The organism is Enterobacter sp. PL_is514 (assembly GCF_055816715.1).
Map to the genome: position 1 here is coordinate 454,050 of NZ_JBVPGN010000034.1, position 19,245 is coordinate 473,294.

At 56.0% G+C, this 19,245-nt stretch carries 19 protein-coding genes; 9 read left to right on the forward strand and 10 right to left on the reverse strand.

Going from position 1 to position 19,245, the window contains the following annotated elements; all coding sequences use genetic code 11:
* Positions 1 to 8: 8 nt before the first annotated feature.
* The 7 genes from cydB to AC0TNG_RS17790 form a co-directional block, all read right to left on the reverse strand.
* Positions 9 to 1,019, reverse strand: coding sequence for a cytochrome d ubiquinol oxidase subunit II (gene cydB, locus AC0TNG_RS17760; RefSeq protein WP_048991113.1), 1,011 nt, complete (start codon positions 1,017 to 1,019; stop codon positions 9 to 11).
* On the reverse strand, positions 1,019 to 2,422 hold the full coding sequence (locus tag AC0TNG_RS17765) for a cytochrome ubiquinol oxidase subunit I (protein WP_473712867.1): 1,404 nt from the start codon (positions 2,420 to 2,422) through the stop codon (positions 1,019 to 1,021). Before AC0TNG_RS17765 ends, cydB begins: the two co-directional genes overlap by 1 nt.
* 67 nt (positions 2,423 to 2,489) lie before the next feature.
* Complete coding sequence (locus AC0TNG_RS17770) at positions 2,490 to 3,362, reverse strand: manganese catalase family protein (RefSeq protein ID WP_024908415.1); 873 nt, start codon at positions 3,360 to 3,362, stop codon at positions 2,490 to 2,492.
* A gap of 17 nt (positions 3,363 to 3,379) precedes the next feature.
* The gene (locus AC0TNG_RS17775; RefSeq protein ID WP_024908416.1) at positions 3,380 to 3,886 is read right to left on the reverse strand and encodes a ferritin-like domain-containing protein; all 507 of its coding nucleotides are present in this window, start codon (positions 3,884 to 3,886) and stop codon (positions 3,380 to 3,382) included.
* A gap of 27 nt (positions 3,887 to 3,913) precedes the next feature.
* Positions 3,914 to 4,117 carry a hypothetical protein gene (locus AC0TNG_RS17780; protein WP_414670216.1) on the reverse strand — a complete coding sequence of 68 codons (204 nt, stop codon included), beginning with the start codon at positions 4,115 to 4,117 and terminating at the stop codon, positions 3,914 to 3,916.
* Positions 4,118 to 4,140: 23 nt separating this feature from the next.
* The gene (locus AC0TNG_RS17785) at positions 4,141 to 4,635 is read right to left on the reverse strand and encodes a YciE/YciF ferroxidase family protein (RefSeq protein WP_023311678.1); all 495 of its coding nucleotides are present in this window, start codon (positions 4,633 to 4,635) and stop codon (positions 4,141 to 4,143) included.
* A 94-nt stretch (positions 4,636 to 4,729) separates the two neighbouring features.
* Positions 4,730 to 4,915 (reverse strand): con-10 family general stress protein, encoded by a 186-nt coding sequence (locus tag AC0TNG_RS17790; protein WP_004150795.1) that lies wholly within the window; start codon positions 4,913 to 4,915, stop codon positions 4,730 to 4,732.
* Between the two features lie 519 nt (positions 4,916 to 5,434).
* Between AC0TNG_RS17790 and hglS the strand changes: the two genes are divergently transcribed.
* A complete protein-coding gene (gene hglS, locus AC0TNG_RS17795) occupies positions 5,435 to 6,778 on the forward strand; it encodes a 2-oxoadipate dioxygenase/decarboxylase HglS (RefSeq protein ID WP_473702478.1) in 1,344 nt (447 codons plus the stop codon).
* Positions 6,779 to 6,821: 43 nt separating this feature from the next.
* Positions 6,822 to 8,327 (forward strand): carboxylesterase/lipase family protein, encoded by a 1,506-nt coding sequence (locus AC0TNG_RS17800; protein WP_473712868.1) that lies wholly within the window; start codon positions 6,822 to 6,824, stop codon positions 8,325 to 8,327.
* Here the strand turns inward: AC0TNG_RS17800 and AC0TNG_RS17805 are convergent.
* The gene (locus AC0TNG_RS17805) at positions 8,314 to 9,156 is read right to left on the reverse strand and encodes a LysR family transcriptional regulator (RefSeq protein ID WP_473712869.1); all 843 of its coding nucleotides are present in this window, start codon (positions 9,154 to 9,156) and stop codon (positions 8,314 to 8,316) included. The two genes, AC0TNG_RS17800 and AC0TNG_RS17805, sit on opposite strands and share 14 nt — an antisense overlap.
* Before the next feature lie 114 nt (positions 9,157 to 9,270).
* Here AC0TNG_RS17805 and AC0TNG_RS17810 point away from each other — a divergent pair, with 114 nt between their 5' ends.
* From AC0TNG_RS17810 to rimL, 4 genes are all read left to right on the forward strand, one after another.
* Positions 9,271 to 10,440, forward strand: a complete 1,170-nt coding sequence (locus tag AC0TNG_RS17810) for a pyridoxal phosphate-dependent aminotransferase (RefSeq protein WP_248164510.1) — start codon at positions 9,271 to 9,273, stop codon at positions 10,438 to 10,440.
* A gap of 10 nt (positions 10,441 to 10,450) precedes the next feature.
* On the forward strand, positions 10,451 to 11,224 hold the full coding sequence (locus AC0TNG_RS17815) for a transporter substrate-binding domain-containing protein (protein ID WP_021242531.1): 774 nt from the start codon (positions 10,451 to 10,453) through the stop codon (positions 11,222 to 11,224).
* A 242-nt stretch (positions 11,225 to 11,466) separates the two neighbouring features.
* Positions 11,467 to 13,122 carry a glucan biosynthesis protein gene (locus AC0TNG_RS17820; protein WP_473712870.1) on the forward strand — a complete coding sequence of 552 codons (1,656 nt, stop codon included), beginning with the start codon at positions 11,467 to 11,469 and terminating at the stop codon, positions 13,120 to 13,122.
* A 103-nt stretch (positions 13,123 to 13,225) separates the two neighbouring features.
* Complete coding sequence (rimL, locus tag AC0TNG_RS17825) at positions 13,226 to 13,765, forward strand: 50S ribosomal protein L7/L12-serine acetyltransferase (protein WP_473712871.1); 540 nt, start codon at positions 13,226 to 13,228, stop codon at positions 13,763 to 13,765.
* Here the strand turns inward: rimL and ydcK are convergent.
* Complete coding sequence (gene ydcK, locus AC0TNG_RS17830; protein ID WP_473712873.1) at positions 13,760 to 14,740, reverse strand: YdcK family protein; 981 nt, start codon at positions 14,738 to 14,740, stop codon at positions 13,760 to 13,762. The genes rimL and ydcK overlap by 6 nt on opposite strands.
* Before the next feature lie 134 nt (positions 14,741 to 14,874).
* On the opposite strand from ydcK, the gene tehB reads away from it, so the two are divergent.
* A complete protein-coding gene (tehB, locus tag AC0TNG_RS17835) occupies positions 14,875 to 15,468 on the forward strand; it encodes a tellurite resistance methyltransferase TehB (protein WP_061715168.1) in 594 nt (197 codons plus the stop codon).
* Here tehB and pepT read toward each other — a convergent pair.
* Entirely contained in the window at positions 15,465 to 16,694 is a 1,230-nt protein-coding gene (pepT, locus tag AC0TNG_RS17840) for a peptidase T (RefSeq protein ID WP_267216487.1), read from the reverse strand. The two genes, tehB and pepT, sit on opposite strands and share 4 nt — an antisense overlap.
* A 111-nt stretch (positions 16,695 to 16,805) precedes the next feature.
* Between pepT and AC0TNG_RS17845 the strand changes: the two genes are divergently transcribed.
* Both AC0TNG_RS17845 and AC0TNG_RS17850 read left to right on the forward strand, forming a co-directional pair.
* Positions 16,806 to 18,401 carry an ABC transporter substrate-binding protein gene (locus AC0TNG_RS17845; protein WP_267216486.1) on the forward strand — a complete coding sequence of 532 codons (1,596 nt, stop codon included), beginning with the start codon at positions 16,806 to 16,808 and terminating at the stop codon, positions 18,399 to 18,401.
* A 135-nt stretch (positions 18,402 to 18,536) separates the two neighbouring features.
* Positions 18,537 to 19,211 carry a DUF3313 domain-containing protein gene (locus AC0TNG_RS17850; protein WP_024908427.1) on the forward strand — a complete coding sequence of 225 codons (675 nt, stop codon included), beginning with the start codon at positions 18,537 to 18,539 and terminating at the stop codon, positions 19,209 to 19,211.
* Positions 19,212 to 19,245: the final 34 nt, after the last annotated feature.

Genomic DNA, 19,245 nt, shown 5'->3' on the forward strand with positions numbered 1-19,245 from the left:
AGCGTTCCTCAGTGATAGCCTTCAGTATCCGAAACTTTTCCCCGAAAGACGTAGTAGCTCCAGGCGGTGTACACCAGGATCACCGGAATAATCAGTAATGTTCCTACCAGCATAAACAGCTGGCTGGCAGGCGGGGCCGCGGCTTCCCACAGGGTGATGCGCGGCGGAATAATGTTCGGCCAGAGGCTGATGCCGAGCCCGCTAAACCCGAGGAAAATAAGCCCTAGCGTCAGCAGGAAAGGGCGAGAGTGGCTGTCCGGATTGCGGGTCAGGCGCCAGATCAGCACGCTGAAAAGCCCGACCAGCAGAGGAACCGGCAGGAACCAGAAGAAGTTGGGCAAGGTAAACCAGCGGTCGGCCACGTACTGCCAGCCGAGCGGCGTCCAGATGCTGACTACCGCGATAACCACCATCAGGGCCAGCAGCACGTGGCGGGTCAGCTCGCGCATGCGGACCTGCAGCGCGCCTTCGCTTTTCATAATGAGCCAGGTGGTGCCCAGCAGCGTGTAGGCGACGACCAGTCCGATGCCGCAGAAGAGGTTGAAGGGGGTGAGCCAGTCCAGCGCAGAGCCGACAAAACGTCGGCCCTCCACGTCAAAGCCGTTGATCACGGCCCCCACCACCACGCCCTGGCTGAAGGTGGCAAGCAGGGAGCCGCCGGCAAAGGAGTAGTCCCAGAATTTGCGGTGCGACGGCGTGGCTTTGAAGCGGAACTCGAAGGCGACGCCGCGAAAGATGAGACCGATCAGCATCGCGGTGAGTGGGATCGTCAGCGCATCAATAATGACCGCATAAGCCAGCGGAAACGCGCCGAACAGCCCCGCGCCGCCGAGTACCAGCCAGGTTTCGTTGCCGTCCCAGACGGGCGCCACGCTGTTGACCATCACATCACGCTCTTTCGCATCGCCCACGAAGTTAAACAGCAGACCGATGCCCAAATCAAAGCCATCCATGATGATGTACATCAGCGTGGCAAAGACGATGATGGCAAACCAGATAACAGAGATATCGACGCCCATCAGATTCTCTCCTCTTCCGGAACAGATTCAGCGGCAGACAGCGGACGGGCAGGCGTGCCCGAGGTGTTTGAGGTCAGCGTATCGACAGGCTGCGGACCTTTCTTAATCAGCCGGATGAGGTAAACATAGCCCACGCCAAACACGGATGAATAGACAACGAAGAACGCCAGCAGGCTGATGCTCATCTGTAGGGTGCTGTGCAGCGATACCGCGTCGATGGTGCGCAGATAACCATAGACCACCCACGGCTGTCGGCCCACTTCGGTGGTCACCCAGCCGGCGAGCAGCGCCAGCAGCCCGGCAGGCCCCATGCAGAGGGCAAACCAGTGGAACGGGCGCGAATGGTAAAGCCGATGACGATAGCGTAGCCAGACGCTAACCAGGCCGAGAGTTATCATCAGCAGCCCCATCCCGACCATCACGCGGAACGACCAGAAAACGATGGTCGAATTTGGCCGATCCTCTTTCGGAAAGTCTTTCAGCGCGGGGACCTGTTTGTCCAGGCTGTGCGTCAGGATAAGGCTGCCGAGCGCGGGGATCTCCAGTCCGTATTTGGTGCGCTCCTCCTCCATATCCGGCAGGCCAAACAGCAGCAGCGGGGTGGCCTCGCCGGGGGGATTTTCCCAGTGTCCCTCAATGGCGGCAATTTTGGCCGGCTGATGCTCAAGCGTGTTCAGGCCGTGCATATCGCCCACCACCGCCTGAATGGGTGCGACCAGCAGCGCCATCCACATCGCCATGGAAAACATGGTGCGGACGGCAGGCGTATCGTTACCGCGCAGCAGATGCCATGCCCCCGATGCCCCGATAAACAGCGCACTGCTGAGAAACGCGGCGATAGCCATATGGATAAGGCGGTAAGGGAAGGAGGGGTTAAAGATGATGGCCAGCCAGTCCTGCGGGATCACCTGCCCGTTTTCGATAGTGAAACCCTGCGGCGTATGCATCCAGCTGTTGGAGGCGAGGATCCAGAAGGTCGACATCAGCGTGCCGAGCGCTACCATGCAGGTTGAAAAGAAGTGCAGGCCGGGACCGACCTTATTCCAGCCGAACATCATGACGCCGAGGAAACCGGCCTCCAGGAAGAAGGCGGTTAAGACCTCATAGGTCAGAAGCGGGCCGGTAATACTGCCCGCGAACTGGGAGAACCCGCTCCAGTTGGTGCCAAACTGGTACGCCATCACCAGCCCGGAAACGACGCCCATGCCGAAGTTAACGGCAAATATCTTGAGCCAGAAATGGTATAGCGATCGCCAGACGTCGTTTTTGGTGCGCAGCCACATGCCCTCCAGCACCACCAGATAGCTGGCAAGGCCGATGGTGATCGCGGGAAACATGATGTGGAACGAGACGGTAAAAGCGAACTGAATTCTTGCCAGATGAAATGCATCGAGTTCGAACATGGTCCGTACCTCTGAAACGATGGGGCACGCGAATTGCCGGGCAGTTCAGGGCTGCCCGGCAAACCGATTACGGTTTAGTCTTACCGGCACCCAGCTCGGCACCGGTCAGCGGGTCGGAATGTGGATCGGATTTCGTGCGGGCAGACATCGCCTTGACCAGGGTTGCCTGCTCGGTTGTGAGCGTGACGCTGGCACTGCCATCGCCGCCATCCACCGCAGGCTGGGGGAACTCAACGTAATCGAAGTGTTTATCGCTGTTCCAGCTTCCGCGAACCTCTCCACCTTCAGACATATTGTAGTACTTGTTGGTGAATTCCTCGATTGGCGGCAGTTTCCCCGGTGGGAAGTTATTACGGATGGACTGCAGAGCCTTCTCAAAGGAGAGCTGATGCGCCGCCTCACGCGTCATCAGAAACGCCAGCGCGTCCTTTACGCCGGGATCGTCGGTCACGTTGATCAGCCGTTCATAGATGATTTTCGCTCTGGCCTCGGCCGCCACGTTTGAGCGCAGGTCCGCCGTCGGCTCCCCGATGGTATCGACGTAGGCCGCGGTCCAGGGTACGCCCGCAGAGTTAGTGAGCGGGGTACCGCCGCCATAGAGCAGGGAGGTGATGTGGCTGTCATTCCCGTTTTCGGTCATGGAGCGATACAGCTCGGCCTCATTTTCCACCCCTTCCGCCAGCGCGCCCTTGGCACCTTTATTCAGCATTCCGACCAGGGTACCGATGATTTCGAGGTGGCTTAACTCCTCGGTGGCGATATCCATCAGCATATCCTTGCGGCCCGGATCGTCATCGCTCAACCCTTGCGTAAAGTAGCGGCAGGCGGCGGCCAGTTCGCCCTGCGGCCCGCCAAACTGTTCCAGTAAAAGGTTGGCAAGGCCAGGGTTGGGTTCGGCGACGCGAACCGTGTATTGCAGCTGTTTGACGTGTCGAAACATAGGCACTCTCCTGTGGATTATTTTTTCGCTTCGACACCCGATGCGTCTGAACGCAGCAGGAACTGTTCCGTCGTTTGCGGGATATGGCGAATCAGCCAGTCGGCCATTTCACGTTCTTCAGCAAGAATCGTCTCGATAGCGGGGACCGAGGCGACATCGCCTGCTTTTTTCGCCGCCGCGAGCAGGGAGGTATAGCAGGCGATTTCAAACTGTTCGAAAACATAGCCGCTGATCGAGCCCTTCACGATTTCGTCTGAAGGGAACATGCCGCCGATGGATTGCCCCAGCGCCGCCATTTTGCTCATCGAGTCTTTTAAGACCGAACGAGAAATATCATTACGGTCGAGGATTTCCTCCAGCAATGTGATTTGCCGTTTTGTCTCATTAATATGCTGTTCAATTCTGGCGCGAACATCAGGATAATTATCGATACGGCTGGCCATGGATTCCAGCATAGATTCGGCTTGCTTTTCCATCGCATGGGCATCGCGTAGCCAGTCATGGTAGTGTTCTACGTGATTCATCATTGTATCCTCATTAGGAGGGTTCGCTTATTTGGTCTCACTTTCAGCAGCCTGATCGGCACGCGCGGCACTGTAGCCAGATAAATGGCCGACAATATTGGCGTAAATACTGATGATAATGACCCACAGCACGCTGTTCTTCCACCATATTACGGAAGGGGTGGCGAGAATGAACCATATTATGGCTGCCGTTAAATGGCACCGTTTAATTGTCCTGGGACTGATGCTCATTTTATTTAACCTGTATTATTGCGTCATTTCTGCGCTTTTTGGTTAATATTTCCAACGGCCAGGTCGGTGAGTTTAAGGTCGGTCTCTTTTTCTTCTTCCAGGGTTTCGGCAAGAAGTTTAACGGCTTTTTTATAGCCCAGTTGTTCTGCTAATGTGGCAAGGGTACCGTAGCTGGCTATTTCGTAATGCTCAACTTTTTGTGCAGCAGCAATTAACGCGGCATCACGCACCTCGTTTTTTTCCGTGCTTTCGATGACTTCGTTGGCTTCTTCAATTAAGCCTTCCATCGCCACGCACTTCATGCGTTTGATCTTAATACCGTCTTCCTGCTCGACGATCTGGTCAATACGTTCAATCTGACCCTGCGTTTCCTCAAGGTGTGCGGTAAAAGCGGCGCTCAGCTTCTCGCTGGACGCGGCGCGGGCGAGCTTGCTCAGCGCGCGGGTAAGCTGCTTTTCTGCGCTGTAGGTATCCGACAGAAGATGAATAAATACATCCTCAACACTTTTCATATTCATAATAATTACGCTCCGGTAAAATAATGAAAGGGTACTGCGAGCTTTTCAGCCCGCAGCATGCTCTCTGGTTTTATTAAAAGAGTTTTAAATAAGATCAGGAGTTATCAGATTTACGGCCTCCGCCGTGACTGTTCTGTCCCCCTTTCTTACCCGCTTCAGATGCGCGTTGCGGATCGTTTTTAAAATTACCACCGCTGTGCTGGCCACCTTTACGTCCAGCTTCTGATGCTTTTTCACGGTCTTCAGCGAAATTACCGGAACCACCACGATGCTCTGCCATATTAAACCTCATAGTCATATATTGGTTATGTCAGTACGATACGAAAATATTTCCGTATCACTCGTCGTTCGAGTAATAACTCTAGTCGCTGTACGTCATCCGTCAAATGCGTTTTGCTATTTGCGGTTGCGTTATTTTTAAGTATTTGTAAATTTGCGCTTCGCTTAAAATGGAAATATGGATAGGCAGGAATGACTTGTAAACGACCATTCGGATTAATCCTAACTTAGAGCTAAAAATTTGAAAGGTGAGGATAAAAATAATGGCATGCTCAAATTGATTAATTTGCAGTCAGGAGAAAAACAAAAAATACTCCTTTATAGCTAGAAAGCGGAACCCTAAATAATTATAAGGAAAATCCTGGATAATAGCGTTCAGGTCGAAAGGGCGGTTCCGTTCGGGGGCCAGTAGCACACGGTTTGACCACTGTCGTCTTAAGATCACAAATCAGAAATTCTTCCCCCCGGAAGGAACGGGTTTCTCTACACTCCAGGTAATATTCACTGGAGGCATGACATCATGGCGAACACCATCACGGCTGATGACATTCGGGAACACTTTTCGCAGGCTATGTCGGCGATGTACCAGCAGGAAGTTCCGCAGTACGGCACCTTGCTCGAACTGGTTGCGGACGTAAACCTGGCGGTTCTGGAAAATAATCCACTATTACATGAACAACTGGCTAACGCCGATGAGCTTGCGCGCCTGAACGTTGAGCGTCACGGGGCGATCCGCGTCGGCACGGCACAGGAACTTTCAACCCTGCGCCGTATGTTTGCCATTATGGGCATGTACCCGGTCAGCTATTACGATCTCTCTCAGGCGGGGGTACCGGTCCACTCAACGGCGTTTCGCCCAATCGATGATGCGGCGCTGTGTCGAAATCCGTTTCGTATCTTTACCTCGCTGCTGCGCCTTGAGCTGATTGAAAACGTCGCGCTGCGCGAACGTGCCGCAGAGATCCTCTCTCACCGGAACATCTTTACCCCCCGCTGTCTGGAACTGATCGACCTCCACGAGTCGGAAGGGCACTTTACTGACGCACAGGCCCACGAGTTTGTACAGGAAGCGTTGGAAACCTTCCGCTGGCACCGCCATGCGACGGTCGATCAGGAGACCTATCTGGCCCTGAGCAACGAGCATCGCCTGATTGCCGACGTGGTCTGCTTCCCGGGCTGCCATATTAATCACCTCACGCCGCGCACGCTGGATATTGACCGGGTGCAGGAGCTGATGCCGAAGTACGGTATCGAGCCAAAAATTCTGATTGAAGGCCCGCCGCGTCGCGAGGTACCCGTCTTACTGCGTCAAACCAGCTTTAAGGCACTGGAAGAGCCGGTGCTGTTTGCCGGGGAACATAAGGGCACCCACACCGCGCGCTTCGGTGAGATTGAGCAGCGCGGCGTGGCGCTGACGCCGAAAGGCCGGGAACTGTACGATAGCCTTCTCGCCCAGGCCGGTACCGGCAAAGATAACCTCACGCACCAGCTGCATTTGCGGGAGATCTTTGGCGCTTTCCCGGACAGCGAGCTGTTAATGCGCCGTCAGGAGCTGGCCTATTTCCGCTACCGTCTGACGCCTGCGGGTGAAGCGCATCGCCACGCGTTCCGGCCGGGAGACGATCCGCAGCCGCTGATTGAGCGCGGATGGGTGGTTGCCCAGCCGATCACCTACGAAGATTTCCTCCCGGTCAGCGCTGCGGGGATTTTCCAGTCTAATCTCGGGAACGAAACCCAGGCCCGCAGCCACGGTAACGCCAGCCGCGATGCGTTTGAAGACGCGCTGGGCTGTCCGGTGTATGACGAGTTTGCGCTCTATCAGGAGGCTGAAACCCGCAGCAAACAGCGTTGCGGTTTGTTCTGAAATCGTTACTCTGCTGGGGTGTGATGGAAAAAATAAGGTCGTTATGCAAAATCCTTCCGCCCCTGTGGTTGAAACGCGCCAGGGCGCACTGTCTGGTTTAACCGATGAAAATGTCCACGTCTGGTACGGTATTCCCTACGCCGCACCGCCCGTGGGGGAGTGGCGCTGGCGCTCTCCTCGACCGCCTGAACGCTGGGATGGCCTGCGCGAGGCTACGGCTTTCTCGCCCTCAAGCTGGCAAAGCAGCGAGTATTGTCAGGAGTTAGGCGGCGGCGATCCGGGCCAGTTTTCCGAAGATTGTCTCTACCTTAACGTCTGGTCCCCCAAAGAGCGCACCGGGGCGCTTCCGGTTATGGTCTGGCTGCACGGGGGTGGGTTTACGATTGGTGCCGGAGGCCTGCCGCCGTATAACGGCAAAGCGCTGGCCACGCGCGGCGTGGTTGTCGTGACGATCAACTACCGTCTCGGTCATCTCGGCTTTTTCGCCCATCCCGCGCTGGAAGGCGAGGAAGGGCGCGTGGTGCATAATTTTGCCCTGCTGGATCAAATCGCCGCCCTCGAATGGGTGCGGGAGAACATCGCCGGGTTTGGCGGCGATCCAGACAATGTGATCCTGTTTGGTGAATCTGCCGGCGCGCGCAGCGTGCTCTCTCTGCTGGCCTCGCCGCTGGCAGCAGGATTATTCCATAAGGCGATAGTGCAAAGCGGATACACCTTGCCGGACACGCCGCGTGAACAGGCGCTGCAAAAAGGGGAGGCGCTGGCCGCCCATTTTGGCCTGGAGAAGGCGACTGCTGAGCAGCTGCGCGCCATTCCGCCGGAGGCGTTCTGGCCGTTAACCGCACCGCTGAACGTCGCCCCGGCGCCCATCGTCGGGGATTGCGTTCTGCCCGAAGCCATGCTGGACATCTTTTTTGCCGCCCGTCAGCATCCCGTGCCGGTGATGATTGGCTCCAACAGCGATGAAGCCAGCGTGATGGCAGTGTTTGGCATCGATCTCGCGGGGCAAATTCAGAAGCTTCGCCGGGAGCGTCGCTTCGGGCTGGGGCTGATTAAGCTGCTCTATCCGGGCGTGAAAGGCGATGAAGAGTTGGGCAGACAGGTGTGCCGCGACATGGCGTTCACCACGATGGGCTATGTGGTGATGCAGGCTCAGCAGCGCGTGGGTGGATTGTGCTGGCGTTACTGGTTTGACTATGTCGCCGAGGCGGAACATGGCACCTATATCAACGGCGCCTGGCACGGCAACGAAGTGCCCTACGTCTTCGATACCCTCGGCCAGGTGGAGCCTTCACGCCAGTATGTCAACGAACGGGATCTGCAGTTTGCAGCCCAGGTGGCGGATTACTGGGTGAGCTTCGCGCGATACGCAGGGCTTCGCGACACCCTGCCCGGGCCGACGCACTGGCCCGCGTGTCGCAAAGGGCGGGACGTTCTGTTACGTATTGGTGTGAATAAACATGCAGCTTTTAGGCTTGAAAACCGCTTTATGCGCGCCCGCATGAGCCTCTTCAAACGGGTGATGAAGCACCACGTCAGCCTCGATTAAGCAAACAGGCGCGAAACGCCGCCAGTCCATTTTCCTCGCCTGGCGTTTCGCGCAGCACCAGCCGGTAGCTTGCGCCGGTTTTTATGCTGGTTTCATAGGGCCGTAGCAGCCTTCCCGCGCGGACATCTTCTTCCACCAGCGTTTCGTCGGCGATGGCAACGCCCAGCCCCTGAATGGCGGCCGTAATGGCGAGGTCCATCGTGTCGAAGTGTTGATTTTTGTGCATGACAAAGCCCGGACCTTCCTGTTTCGTCAGCCACAGCGACCAGTCTGTCTTATCCCTTGTGGGGTGCAGGAACGTCAGCGAGCCCAGCGCTGCTCCTGCCCGAACCGGGCTTATCACCGGGGTGAGCGCCTCTTCGAACAGCAGATCGCCTGCACTCATGTGCGTGCCGAACACGATGGCCGCGTCGTAAGATTCGGTTTTGAAATTGACGTTGTGATCGGTGGTGGTGGTCAGCGCAATTTGCAGATCCGGATGCTCGCGCTCCACCTCCAGCAGGCGCGGCACCAGCCAGCGCATGGCGCAGGTGGGGGACTTGAGTCGGATCACGGTGTGCTGGCTGCGGGCCTGGTCGGCCACGGACAGCAGTTGCTCGAAAGCGGACTGCAGCTCCGGAAGCAGAGCGCTGCCCTGCGGTGAGAGGCGCAGTCCGCGCGCGTGGCGTTCAAAAAGCGGAAAGCCAAACCACGCCTCAAGGGAGGCAATCTTGCGGCTCACGGCCCCCTGCGTCAGACACAGTTCTGCGGCGGCATGGGTCAGATTCAGGTGACGCGCGGTGACTAAAAATGCGTCGATGGCGTTAAGCGGGAGCGAACGGCGCGACATGGAAAATCCTCAGCTATGCATTTTTCTCATGGCTATTATGACAACAATTCGATTGTCCCGACAGCACAGATGTTGTTTGAATAGTTATGCAATGTCCATGAGAAGGGAAAGAGGATGACTTTACGAACGCCTGTGCAAACGCGCTCCAAACTGCCCGATGTGGGCACCACCATTTTTACCGTTATCGGCCAGCTCTCGGCGCAGCATAACGCGATTAACCTTTCTCAGGGCGCACCGAATTTTTCCTGCGACCCGAAGCTGATTGCGGGCGTCACCCGCGCAATGGAGGCGGGGCATAACCAGTATGCGTCAATGACCGGCCTGCAGCCGCTAAAAGAACGTATTGCCGATAAAATTGCCACGCTCTACGGCACGCGGTATGACCCTGCCAGCGAGGTGCTGGTGACCGCCAGCGCCAGCGAAGGGCTCTATTCGGCAATAAGCGGGCTGGTGCATCCAGGTGATGAGGTGATCTACTTTGAGCCGTCATTTGATAGCTACGCGCCGATTGTCCGTCTGCAGGGGGCAACGCCGATTGCCATCAAGCTCACCGTGCCGGATTTTGCCGTCAACTGGGATGAGGTTCGCGCCGCGATCACCCCGCGCACGCGCATGATTATCATCAATACGCCGCACAACCCGAGCGGTCAGGTTTTCTCCGCCAATGACCTGCAGCAGCTGGCGGCCCTGACGCGCAATACCGACATCATTATTTTGTCTGACGAAGTGTACGAACACGTCGTTTTTGATGGTGAACCGCACCACGGGATGGCCACGCACCCGCAGCTGGCGGAGCGTAGCGTGATTATTTCCTCTTTCGGAAAAACCTATCACGTCACCGGGTGGCGCGTGGGTTACTGTGTTGCACCGGCGGTGCTGATGGACGAGATTTGTAAAGTTCATCAATTTTTAATGTTTTCTGCCGATACGCCAATGCAGCACGCGTTTGCTGAGCATATGGTCGACCCGCAAACCTGGCTGTCGCTGTCGGCGTTTTACCAGCGCAAGCGCGATCTGCTGCAGAGTCTGCTGGCCGATTCGCCGTTTACGCTGCTGCCCAGCGCCGGATCGTTCTTCATGCTGGCGGACTACAGCCAGTTCAGCGACGAGCGCGACAGCGAGCTGGTGAAACGGCTGATCGTCGAGTACGGTGTTGCCACCATTCCGCTGTCGGCGTTTTATGCGGACGGTACGGATAATAAATTGATTCGTCTCTCTTTTGCGAAAGATGAGGCGACGTTACGGGCAGGTGCCCAGGCCCTGTGTCGGGTTAAACCACGCTAAGGAGTATGAGATGAAATTACGCGCGCTAGTTGTCGGCATGGGATTGCTGTGTACCTTTTCCTCCTTCGCGGCGTCCGAGCTGCGTTACGGTCTGGAAGCAGAATATCCGCCGTTTGAAAGCCGCAATGCGGCAGGCGAGCTGGAAGGGTTTGACGTTGAGCTGGGGAATGCCATCTGCAAAGCGGCAGCGCTGAAGTGCAGCTGGGTGGAAACCTCATTTGATGCGCTGATCCCGGGGCTGGTGGCGAAGAAATTCGACGCCATCAACTCGGCGATGAACATTACCGAGCAGCGCCGCAAGAGCATTGATTTTACCCAGCCAATTTACCGTATTCCGTCACAGCTGGTCGGCAAGGCCGGTACGGCGGTTGAGGCGACGCCTGAAGGGCTGAAGGGCAAAACCATCGGCGTGCTGCAGGGTTCCATTCAGGAAACCTATGCCAAAGAGCACTGGGAAAAGCAGGGTGTCACCGTGGTGTCTTATAAAGATCAGAATATGGCCTGGGGCGATCTGCTGAATGGCCGTATCGACGCCTCGCTGGTCATGTCCGCGGCCGGGCAGGCAGGTTTCCTCAGCAAGCCGCAGGGGAAAGGGTTTGGCTTCATCGGCAAGCCGGTGTCTGACGACACTATCCTCGGCAGTGGGATCGGTTTTGGGTTGCGTAAGGGTGACGAGGCTACCAAAAAGCAGCTTGATGCCGCAATTGATAAAGTACGTGCCGACGGCACGATCGCTAAACTCGCTGATAAGTACTTCCCGGGTATCGATGTCAGCGTAAAATAACCGCCTCATTGGCCCCGGCGAACGATGTCGCGCCGGGGCATTTTTATACACATTTTCCAGGCTTTCTTTACACCACTTTCGGGCCGTTCTGGTCGACAGAAAATATTTCTCACTTTGTTCAGATAATCACCGGCCAACAATTGGATTCTTAACCATTTTTGTTTAGGCTGTGCGTTCTTTCTTGCCGTCATTTCGCCGAGCGCGGAACACATTCACACGACCATAAGGACGTTTTTCCAGGCATGAATCGCAGACGTTTTCTAAAAGGCTCGCTGGCAGTGGCAGCCCTGAGCGGCACATCCGGCCTTGCTTCCCTGTTTTCCAAAGCGGCATACGCTGCCGACTCTGACATTGCTGACGGCCAGAGCCGTCGTTTTGACTTCTCCGTACTGCAATCCATGGCGCATGACCTGGCGAAAACCCCGTGGGGTGGCGCGCCGCGTCCGCTGCCGGAGACGCTGGCGACGATGACGCCGCAGGCGTACAACGCCATCCGCTACGATGAAAAACAGTCACTGTGGAACAACATTGAAGGGCGTCAGCTGGACGTGCAGTTCTTCCATATGGGAATGGGGTTCCGCCGTCGCGTGCGGATGTTCTCGCTGGACCAGTCCACCTCTATGGCGCGCGAGATCCACTTCCGTCCGGAGCTGTTCAGCTACAGCGAAACGGGTGTGGATACCAAACAGCTGGAAGGGCAAAGCGATCTCGGCTTTGCGGGCTTCCGCGCCTTTAAGGCCCCTGAACTGGCGCGTCGCGATATCGTCTCTTTCCTGGGCGCGAGCTATTTCCGCGCAGTGGATGACACTTACCAGTACGGCCTTTCTGCCCGCGGTCTGGCGATAGACACCTTTACCGACACGCCGGAAGAGTTCCCGGACTTTACCTCCTTCTGGTTTGAGACCGTTAAGCCCGGCGACACGACCTTTACCGTCTATACGTTGCTCGACAGCCCGAGCATTACCGGCGCCTATAAGTTCGTGATCCACTGCGAGAAGAGCCAGGTGATCATGGAGGTGGAAAACCATCTCTACGCGCGGAAGGATATCAAGCAGCTCGGCATCGCACCGATGACCAGCATGTTCAGCTGCGGCAATAACGAACGCCGCATGTGCGACACCATTCATCCGCAAATTCATGACTCCGACCGCCTGGCAATGTGGCGCGGCAACGGGGAGTGGATCTGTCGTCCGCTGAACAACCCGCAGAAGCTGCAGTTCAATGCCTATATGGACAAAAACCCGAAAGGGTTCGGCCTGCTGCAGCTCGATCGCGATTTCTCGCACTATCAGGACGTGATGGGCTGGTATAACAAACGCCCGAGCCTGTGGGTTGAACCGCGTAACGACTGGGGTAAAGGCGCGGTTGGCCTGATGGAGATCCCGACCACCGGTGAAACGCTGGATAACGTGGTCTGCTTCTGGCAGCCGGAAAAAGCCGTCAAAGCGGGCGACGAGCTGGACTTCAAATATCGCCTCTACTGGAGCGCGATGCCGCCGGTGCGCTCCCCGCTGGCCAACGTCTATGCCACCCGTACCGGCATGGGCGGCTTCCCGGAAGGCTGGGCACCGGGCGAAAACTACCCGAAAGTGTGGGCCCGTCGCTTTGCCATCGACTTCGTCGGCGGCGACCTGAAGGCCGCTGCGCCAAAAGGCATCGAGCCGGTGATCACGCTCTCCAGCGGTGAAGCGAAGCAGGTGGAGATCCTCTACGTTGAGCCGTTTGACGGCTACCGCATTCTGTTTGACTGGTACCCAACGTCGGATTCGACGGAGCCGGTGGATATGCGCCTGTTCCTGCGCTGCCAGGGCGACGCCATCAGCGAAACCTGGCTGTACCAGTATTTCCCACCGGCGCCGGATAAACGTCAGTATGTTGACGACCGGGTAATGCGTTAGTCCTTGTGGGATTGTGCCGGGTGGCGGCTTCGCCTTACCCGGCCTGTGTTTCGATACTGTAGGCCGGGTAAGCGCTAGCGCCACCCGGCAATTGAGAGGCACCATGTCTTCAGAAATCATCCCCGTTACCCACGATATCGAACTTCGCGCCGTCGAAGAACGCTACGCCACCGACCTGCACAATCTCGTCGTCAAAAACAGAGCCTTTCTGCAAACCGCCTTTGACTGGGCGCAGCACGTGGGCAGCGAAGAGGATACCCGCCGTAACGTGCAGAGTAACCAGATGCTGCACCAGCGCGGCTACGCCAAAATGTTTTTGATCTTCAAGGATGGTGCGCTGGTTGGCGTGCTGTCGTTTAACACGATTGAACCGACCAACAAAACTGGCTACATCGGCTACTGGCTGGATGAAGACCACCAAGGGCAGGGCATTCTCTCCCGGTCTCTGCAGGCTTTTATGCGCTACTACGTCGAACGCGGTGAGATCCGCCGTTTTGTGATCAAGTGTCGGGTGGCGAATCACCACAGTAACAGCGTTGCCGTGCGCAACGGTTTTACGCTGGAAGGGTGCCTGCGGGAAGCGGAATACCTGAATGGCCGCTTTGACGATGTGAATATCTACGGCAGGATCTATACCCTATAACGCACCCAGCAGCGGCGTGCGGGTGATGCGCTGGTCGCCGTTAATCACTTTTTCGCCGCGCAGGTGAATGCTCTCGCCGGCAAACGCTTCAATGACCGCGTTATCGGTGATTTCAACCCGGTGCTCGATGAGCACATCGCCGCTGATGCGCGCGCGTCCCTGGATCACCACTTTGTCATCCAGCATGATCGGCCCGCCGCGCAGCCAGGCCTGACCGCCAATCAGGACGTGGTGCTTGATGATGCAGTTTCCTTCCACCACGGCATTCTCCGCAATCTGCGAGCTGTAGCGCACCGTCGGAATGGCATCGTCGTCAAAACCGGCAATCACGCGGGCGTTACCATAGACCTTTGCGCAGTCGCACACCCAGACGTTATTCAGGTCGTTACCCTCGAGGATCGCGTTGTCGAAGACTTCGGCCCGGTGCTCAACAAAGGCAAAATTAACCATTGCCTCACCGTAGATTTGCGCCTGGTGCACAATCCGCGACTGGCTCACCGTCGCCTTGTCGTAGATTTGCAGGATCTGTTCATGGTCCGGCGTCAGCCCTTTGGCGGCAATGACCACGCTGTGATGCAGCACGCGCGCTTCGCCGTAGATATGACACTCGCCCCGTACGCAGGAATGCTGAATGGTGACGTTGTCACTTATACGCGCCCCGTGGCTGACCTCCGCGCCGTCCAGCCAGCAGCTGTCGCCGATATGCGCGTCATGGCTGATGATGCATGGAAGGGTAAGGCGCGCGTTGCCGGACACGGTTGCACCCGCGAACACCACGCTGTTTTCGTCGTAGATCCAGCAGTCGCCATCCTGCGCGAGGGCGTGCTCATCGTCAATCCAGCCGCCTTTCGTGCCGGCCGTCACGTCGTTAAAGTCCGCCGTAGCGACGATCTGCCGCAACGTCGCAGAGTGGGTGGTTTCGCCGTTTTTCCATTGCCAGAGGCGGGTTTCATCGCTGAGCCGGTATTTTTTCATCGTTTGATCTCTGGTATGCGTCTTCACTAAACGTAGCAAATTTTTCGGTTTTAGAACGGCTGGCAACCAGACGGTAAACGCCTTAAAATGGCATGTAAAATGCACTTTAACTTTATGCGAACGCAGGAAAAACAATGACCGTCGATGAGAATTACTTCACAGAGAAATATGGCTTAACCCGTACCCATTCAGAGGTGCTGTACAGCGCGGAGATTGTGAAGCCCGGTAAAACGCTCGATCTGGGCTGCGGCAACGGCCGTAACAGCCTGTACCTTGCGGCCAACGGGTACGACGTGACCGCATGGGACAAGAACCCGATGAGCATCGACAATATCGAGCGCATCAAAGCGGAAGAAGGGATCGCTAATCTGCATACCGCGATTAAGGATCTGAACAACCTGAGCTTTGACGGCGAGTACGATTTCATTCTCTCCACCGTGGTGCTGATGTTCCTGGAGTCAAAAACCATCCCGGGCCTTATTGCCAACATGCAGCGCTGCACGACGCCGGGGGGTTACAACCTGATCGTTGCCGCCATGGATACGGCGGATTACCCGTGCACCGTCGGCTTCCCGTTTGCGTTTAAAAGCGGTGAGCTGAGCAACTACTACGAAGGCTGGGAGTTGCTCAAATACAACGAAGACGTTGGCGAACTGCACCGTACCGATGAAAACGGCAACCGCATCAAGCTGCGCTTTGCCACAATGCTGGCGCGCAAGCCCGCTTAACGGGCGGCCAGCAGGCAGATCTGCAGCGCAGTCTTGTAAGACGCCTCGAACGACGACAGCGGCAGGAATTCAAACTTCGAGTGGAAGTTATGCGCCCCGGTGAAGAAGTTCGGGGTGAGTAGCCCTTTAGCCGAGAGCGCCGCGCCGTCGGTGCCGCCGCGCATCGGCGTTGGTTTTGGCGTAATGCCGAGCGATTCCATTGCCTCGAACATCAGATCGATGGCGCGCCGGTCTTCGCCAATCGCATTGCTGATATTGCTGTAGGTATCTTCAATGCGATAGTCCACTCTGGCCGTTGGATGTTGGGCGGCAATCAGCGCGGCCACGTCGGCAATCTGCTGCTTGCGCGCGGCAAAGCTGTCCTTGTCAAAGTCGCGGATATTGGCCTTAAGAACGGCCTCGTTCTGTCCGGCCTGAATGCCGTTAAACCAGATATAGCCTTCACGCCCCTCGGTGCACTCCGGCGTTTGCTGGCGGTCAAAATGGCTAATGTAATCAGTCGCCATCAGCAGGGGATTCACCAGCACGCCTTTGGCGGACATCGGGTGCGCCGTCACGCCGGTAAAACGGATTTCCGCGGCTGCCGCATTAAAGTTCTCGTAGACAATTTCCCCCAGCTCGCAGCAGTCGATGGTCCAGGCAAAGTCGACGTCAAAGCGCGTAAGATCCAGCGCCTTGGCACCGTTCAGGCCGATCTCTTCGTCAGGCACAAACGCCACGACGATATCGCCATGCCGATGCTCCGCCGTCAGGTTTTCCAGCACCGTCATGACCACCGTGACCGCCGATTTATTATCCGCGCCCAATACGCTGGTTCCGTCGCTGAAAATAATCTCCTCATTTGGATAAGCCAGAATTTCAGGATGCTCTTTAACCCGCAGCCAGATGTCTTTCTCTTTATTCAGACAGAGATCTTCACCGGTAAAGGTTAATATTTGTGGATGAATATCCGGTGACAGTCCCACGTCGACGGTATCGATATGGGTAATAAAGCCGATGCGCGGCGCACCGGGCACGTTGCCTTTTTTAACCGCCGTCACCGTGGCGAATTCATCAATCACAATATCGTCTAACCCCATTTGTGCCAGCTCCTGCGCCAGCTCCCGCGCCATGTCGTGCTGGCCCGGCGTTGAGGGCAGGGTTTTGACTCTGGGATCGCTCTGGCTGGTGATCGCGAGATAGCGGAAAAAACGGTGCGTTAATTGTCTGGAAAGCGGCGAGCCCATAGTGATTTATTCCTTATTTATTTTTCAGGTGTTTGCCACATCACTTTAATGTTATTTATGAAATGGCAAAAGAATTAATTAGCCGTCGAATTAAAAAGACAGGAATAAATGATGAAAAGCAAACTCACAACTATAGCGCTGGCACTCGCTGCACTCACGGTCAGTTCCGCCGTTGCCGCGAAAACGCTGGTGTATTGCTCCGAAGGATCGCCGGAAAACTTTAATCCTCAATTATACACCTCGGGAACCAGCGTGGACGCCAGCGCCGTGCCGGTCTATAACCGGCTGGTCGATTTCAAACCCGGTACCACGGAGCTGGTGCCGAGCCTGGCAGAGCGCTGGGAGGTGAGCGACGACGGCAAGGTTTATACCTTCCATCTGCGTAAAGGCGTGAAGTTCCAGAGCAATAAATCCTTTACGCCGACCCGCGACTTTAACGCCGACGACGTGATTTTCTCGTTTATGCGGCAGAAAGACGTGAACCATCCCTACCACAACGTCTCTAACGGCAGCTACTCCAACTTCGAAAGCCTGGAGTTTGGCAGCCTGATAACCAGCATTGATAAAGTCGATGACCATACCGTGCGTTTTACCCTGGCGCACCCGGAAGCGCCGTTTGTCGCCGATCTGGCCTGGTATTTTGCCTCAATCCTTTCAGCGGAGTATGCCGACGCGATGCTGAAAGCGGGCACGCCGGAGAAGGTGGATATGGAGCCCATCGGCACCGGGCCGTTTAAGCTGGCGCAGTATCAGAAGGATTCCCGGATCCTGTACACGGCGTTTGCCGACTACTGGCAGGGGAAATCGAAGCTGGACAGGCTGGTGTTCAGCATCACCCCGGATGCCTCCGTGCGTTTTGCCAAAATTGAGAAGAACGAATGTCAGGTGATGCCGTTCCCGAATCCGGCCGATCTGCCGCGCATGAAGGCCAACAAAGACATTAATCTGATGAGTAAGGCGGGGCTGAATACCGGCTTCCTGGCGTTCAACACGCAGAAGCCGCCGCTGGATAACGTGAAGGTCCGTCAGGCGCTGGCGATGGCCATCAACAAACCGGCGATTATTGATGCGGTATTCCACGGTACCGGAACCGTGGCGAAGAATCTGCTGCCGCCGGGCGTCTGGAGCGCCGACAGCGAGCTTAAGGATTACGACTACGATCCTGAAAAGGCGAAAGCGCTGCTGAAAGAGGCCGGTTTTGCCAGTGGCGTGAGCGTCGACCTGTGGGCGATGCCGGTGCAGCGTCCGTACAATCCGAATGCGAAACGCATGGCGGAGATGATTCAGGCGGACTGGTCGAAAATTGGCGTACAGACCAAAATCGTCACCTACGAATGGGGTGAATACCTTAAGCGCGTGAAGGGCGGCGAACATCAGGCCGCGCTGATGGGCTGGACGACCGCAACGGGCGATCCCGATAACTTCTTTGGTCCGCTGTTTACCTGTACCTCGGCAAACGGCGGCTCAAATTCGGCGAAATGGTGCTATAAGCCCTTTGATAAAATTATTGCGGAAGCAAAATCAACGACCGATCGCGATAAACGCGTGGCGCTGTATAAAGAGGCTCAGCAGATGATGCATGACCAGATGCCCGCGGTGATGATTGCGCATTCAACCATTTTCGAACCGGTGCGCAAGGAGGTGACGGGCTATGAAATCGACCCGTTTGGCAAACATCTGTTCTGGCAACTGGATATAAATCAGTAATTTTTCACTGCCCGGTGCGCCTCCGGGCAGTCTTTTTGCAATTTGTGCTCACCGCATCATTTTTTGTCACAACAAACCCGCCAGTCTTTTGCTATAACTTCAAATGCATACTTGCAGATAACATGGAAAACTATCATGCGTACTCAAACTTTTTTTAAAGTTGCAGTGCTTACTGGTCTGTTGGCGTTAGCGGGCTGTTCTTCAAAAGTCGCCGCCCCGGAACAATACTCAGGCTATTTAAAAAACTATTCTGGCTTGAAGGAAACCACGTCAGCAACGGGCAAACCAACATTGCGTTGGGTTGACCCGTCATATAACGAAGCCAATTATGACAGTATCGTCTGGAATCCGATTACGTATTATCCCGTTCCAAAACCAACTACGCAGATTGGTCAAAAAACGCTGGATGAGTTGCTGAGTTATACCAATAACAAAATGAAAACCGCGATTGGCCAGCGTAAACCTATCGTCACGACGCCAGGGCCGCGCAGCCTGATTTTCCGCGGTGCGATTACCGGGGTAAGCTCGAAGAAAGAAGGTCTGCAATTCTATGAAGTGGTGCCTGTTGCGCTGGTTGTAGCGGGTACGCAAATGGCGACGGGTCACCGTACAATGGATACCCACCTGTACTTTGAAGGTGAGTTAATTGATGCGAAAACCGGCAAGCCGGTCATTAAAGTGGTTCGTAAAGGCGAAGGTAAAGAGCTGAATAACGAAAGCACACCAATGACTTTTGCAACGCTGAAGCAGGTTGTTGATGACATGGCGACGGATGCCACCATGTTTGATGTGAAAAAGACCGCAAAATAAAATAAAACGGCCTGCGTAATGCAGGCCTTTTTAT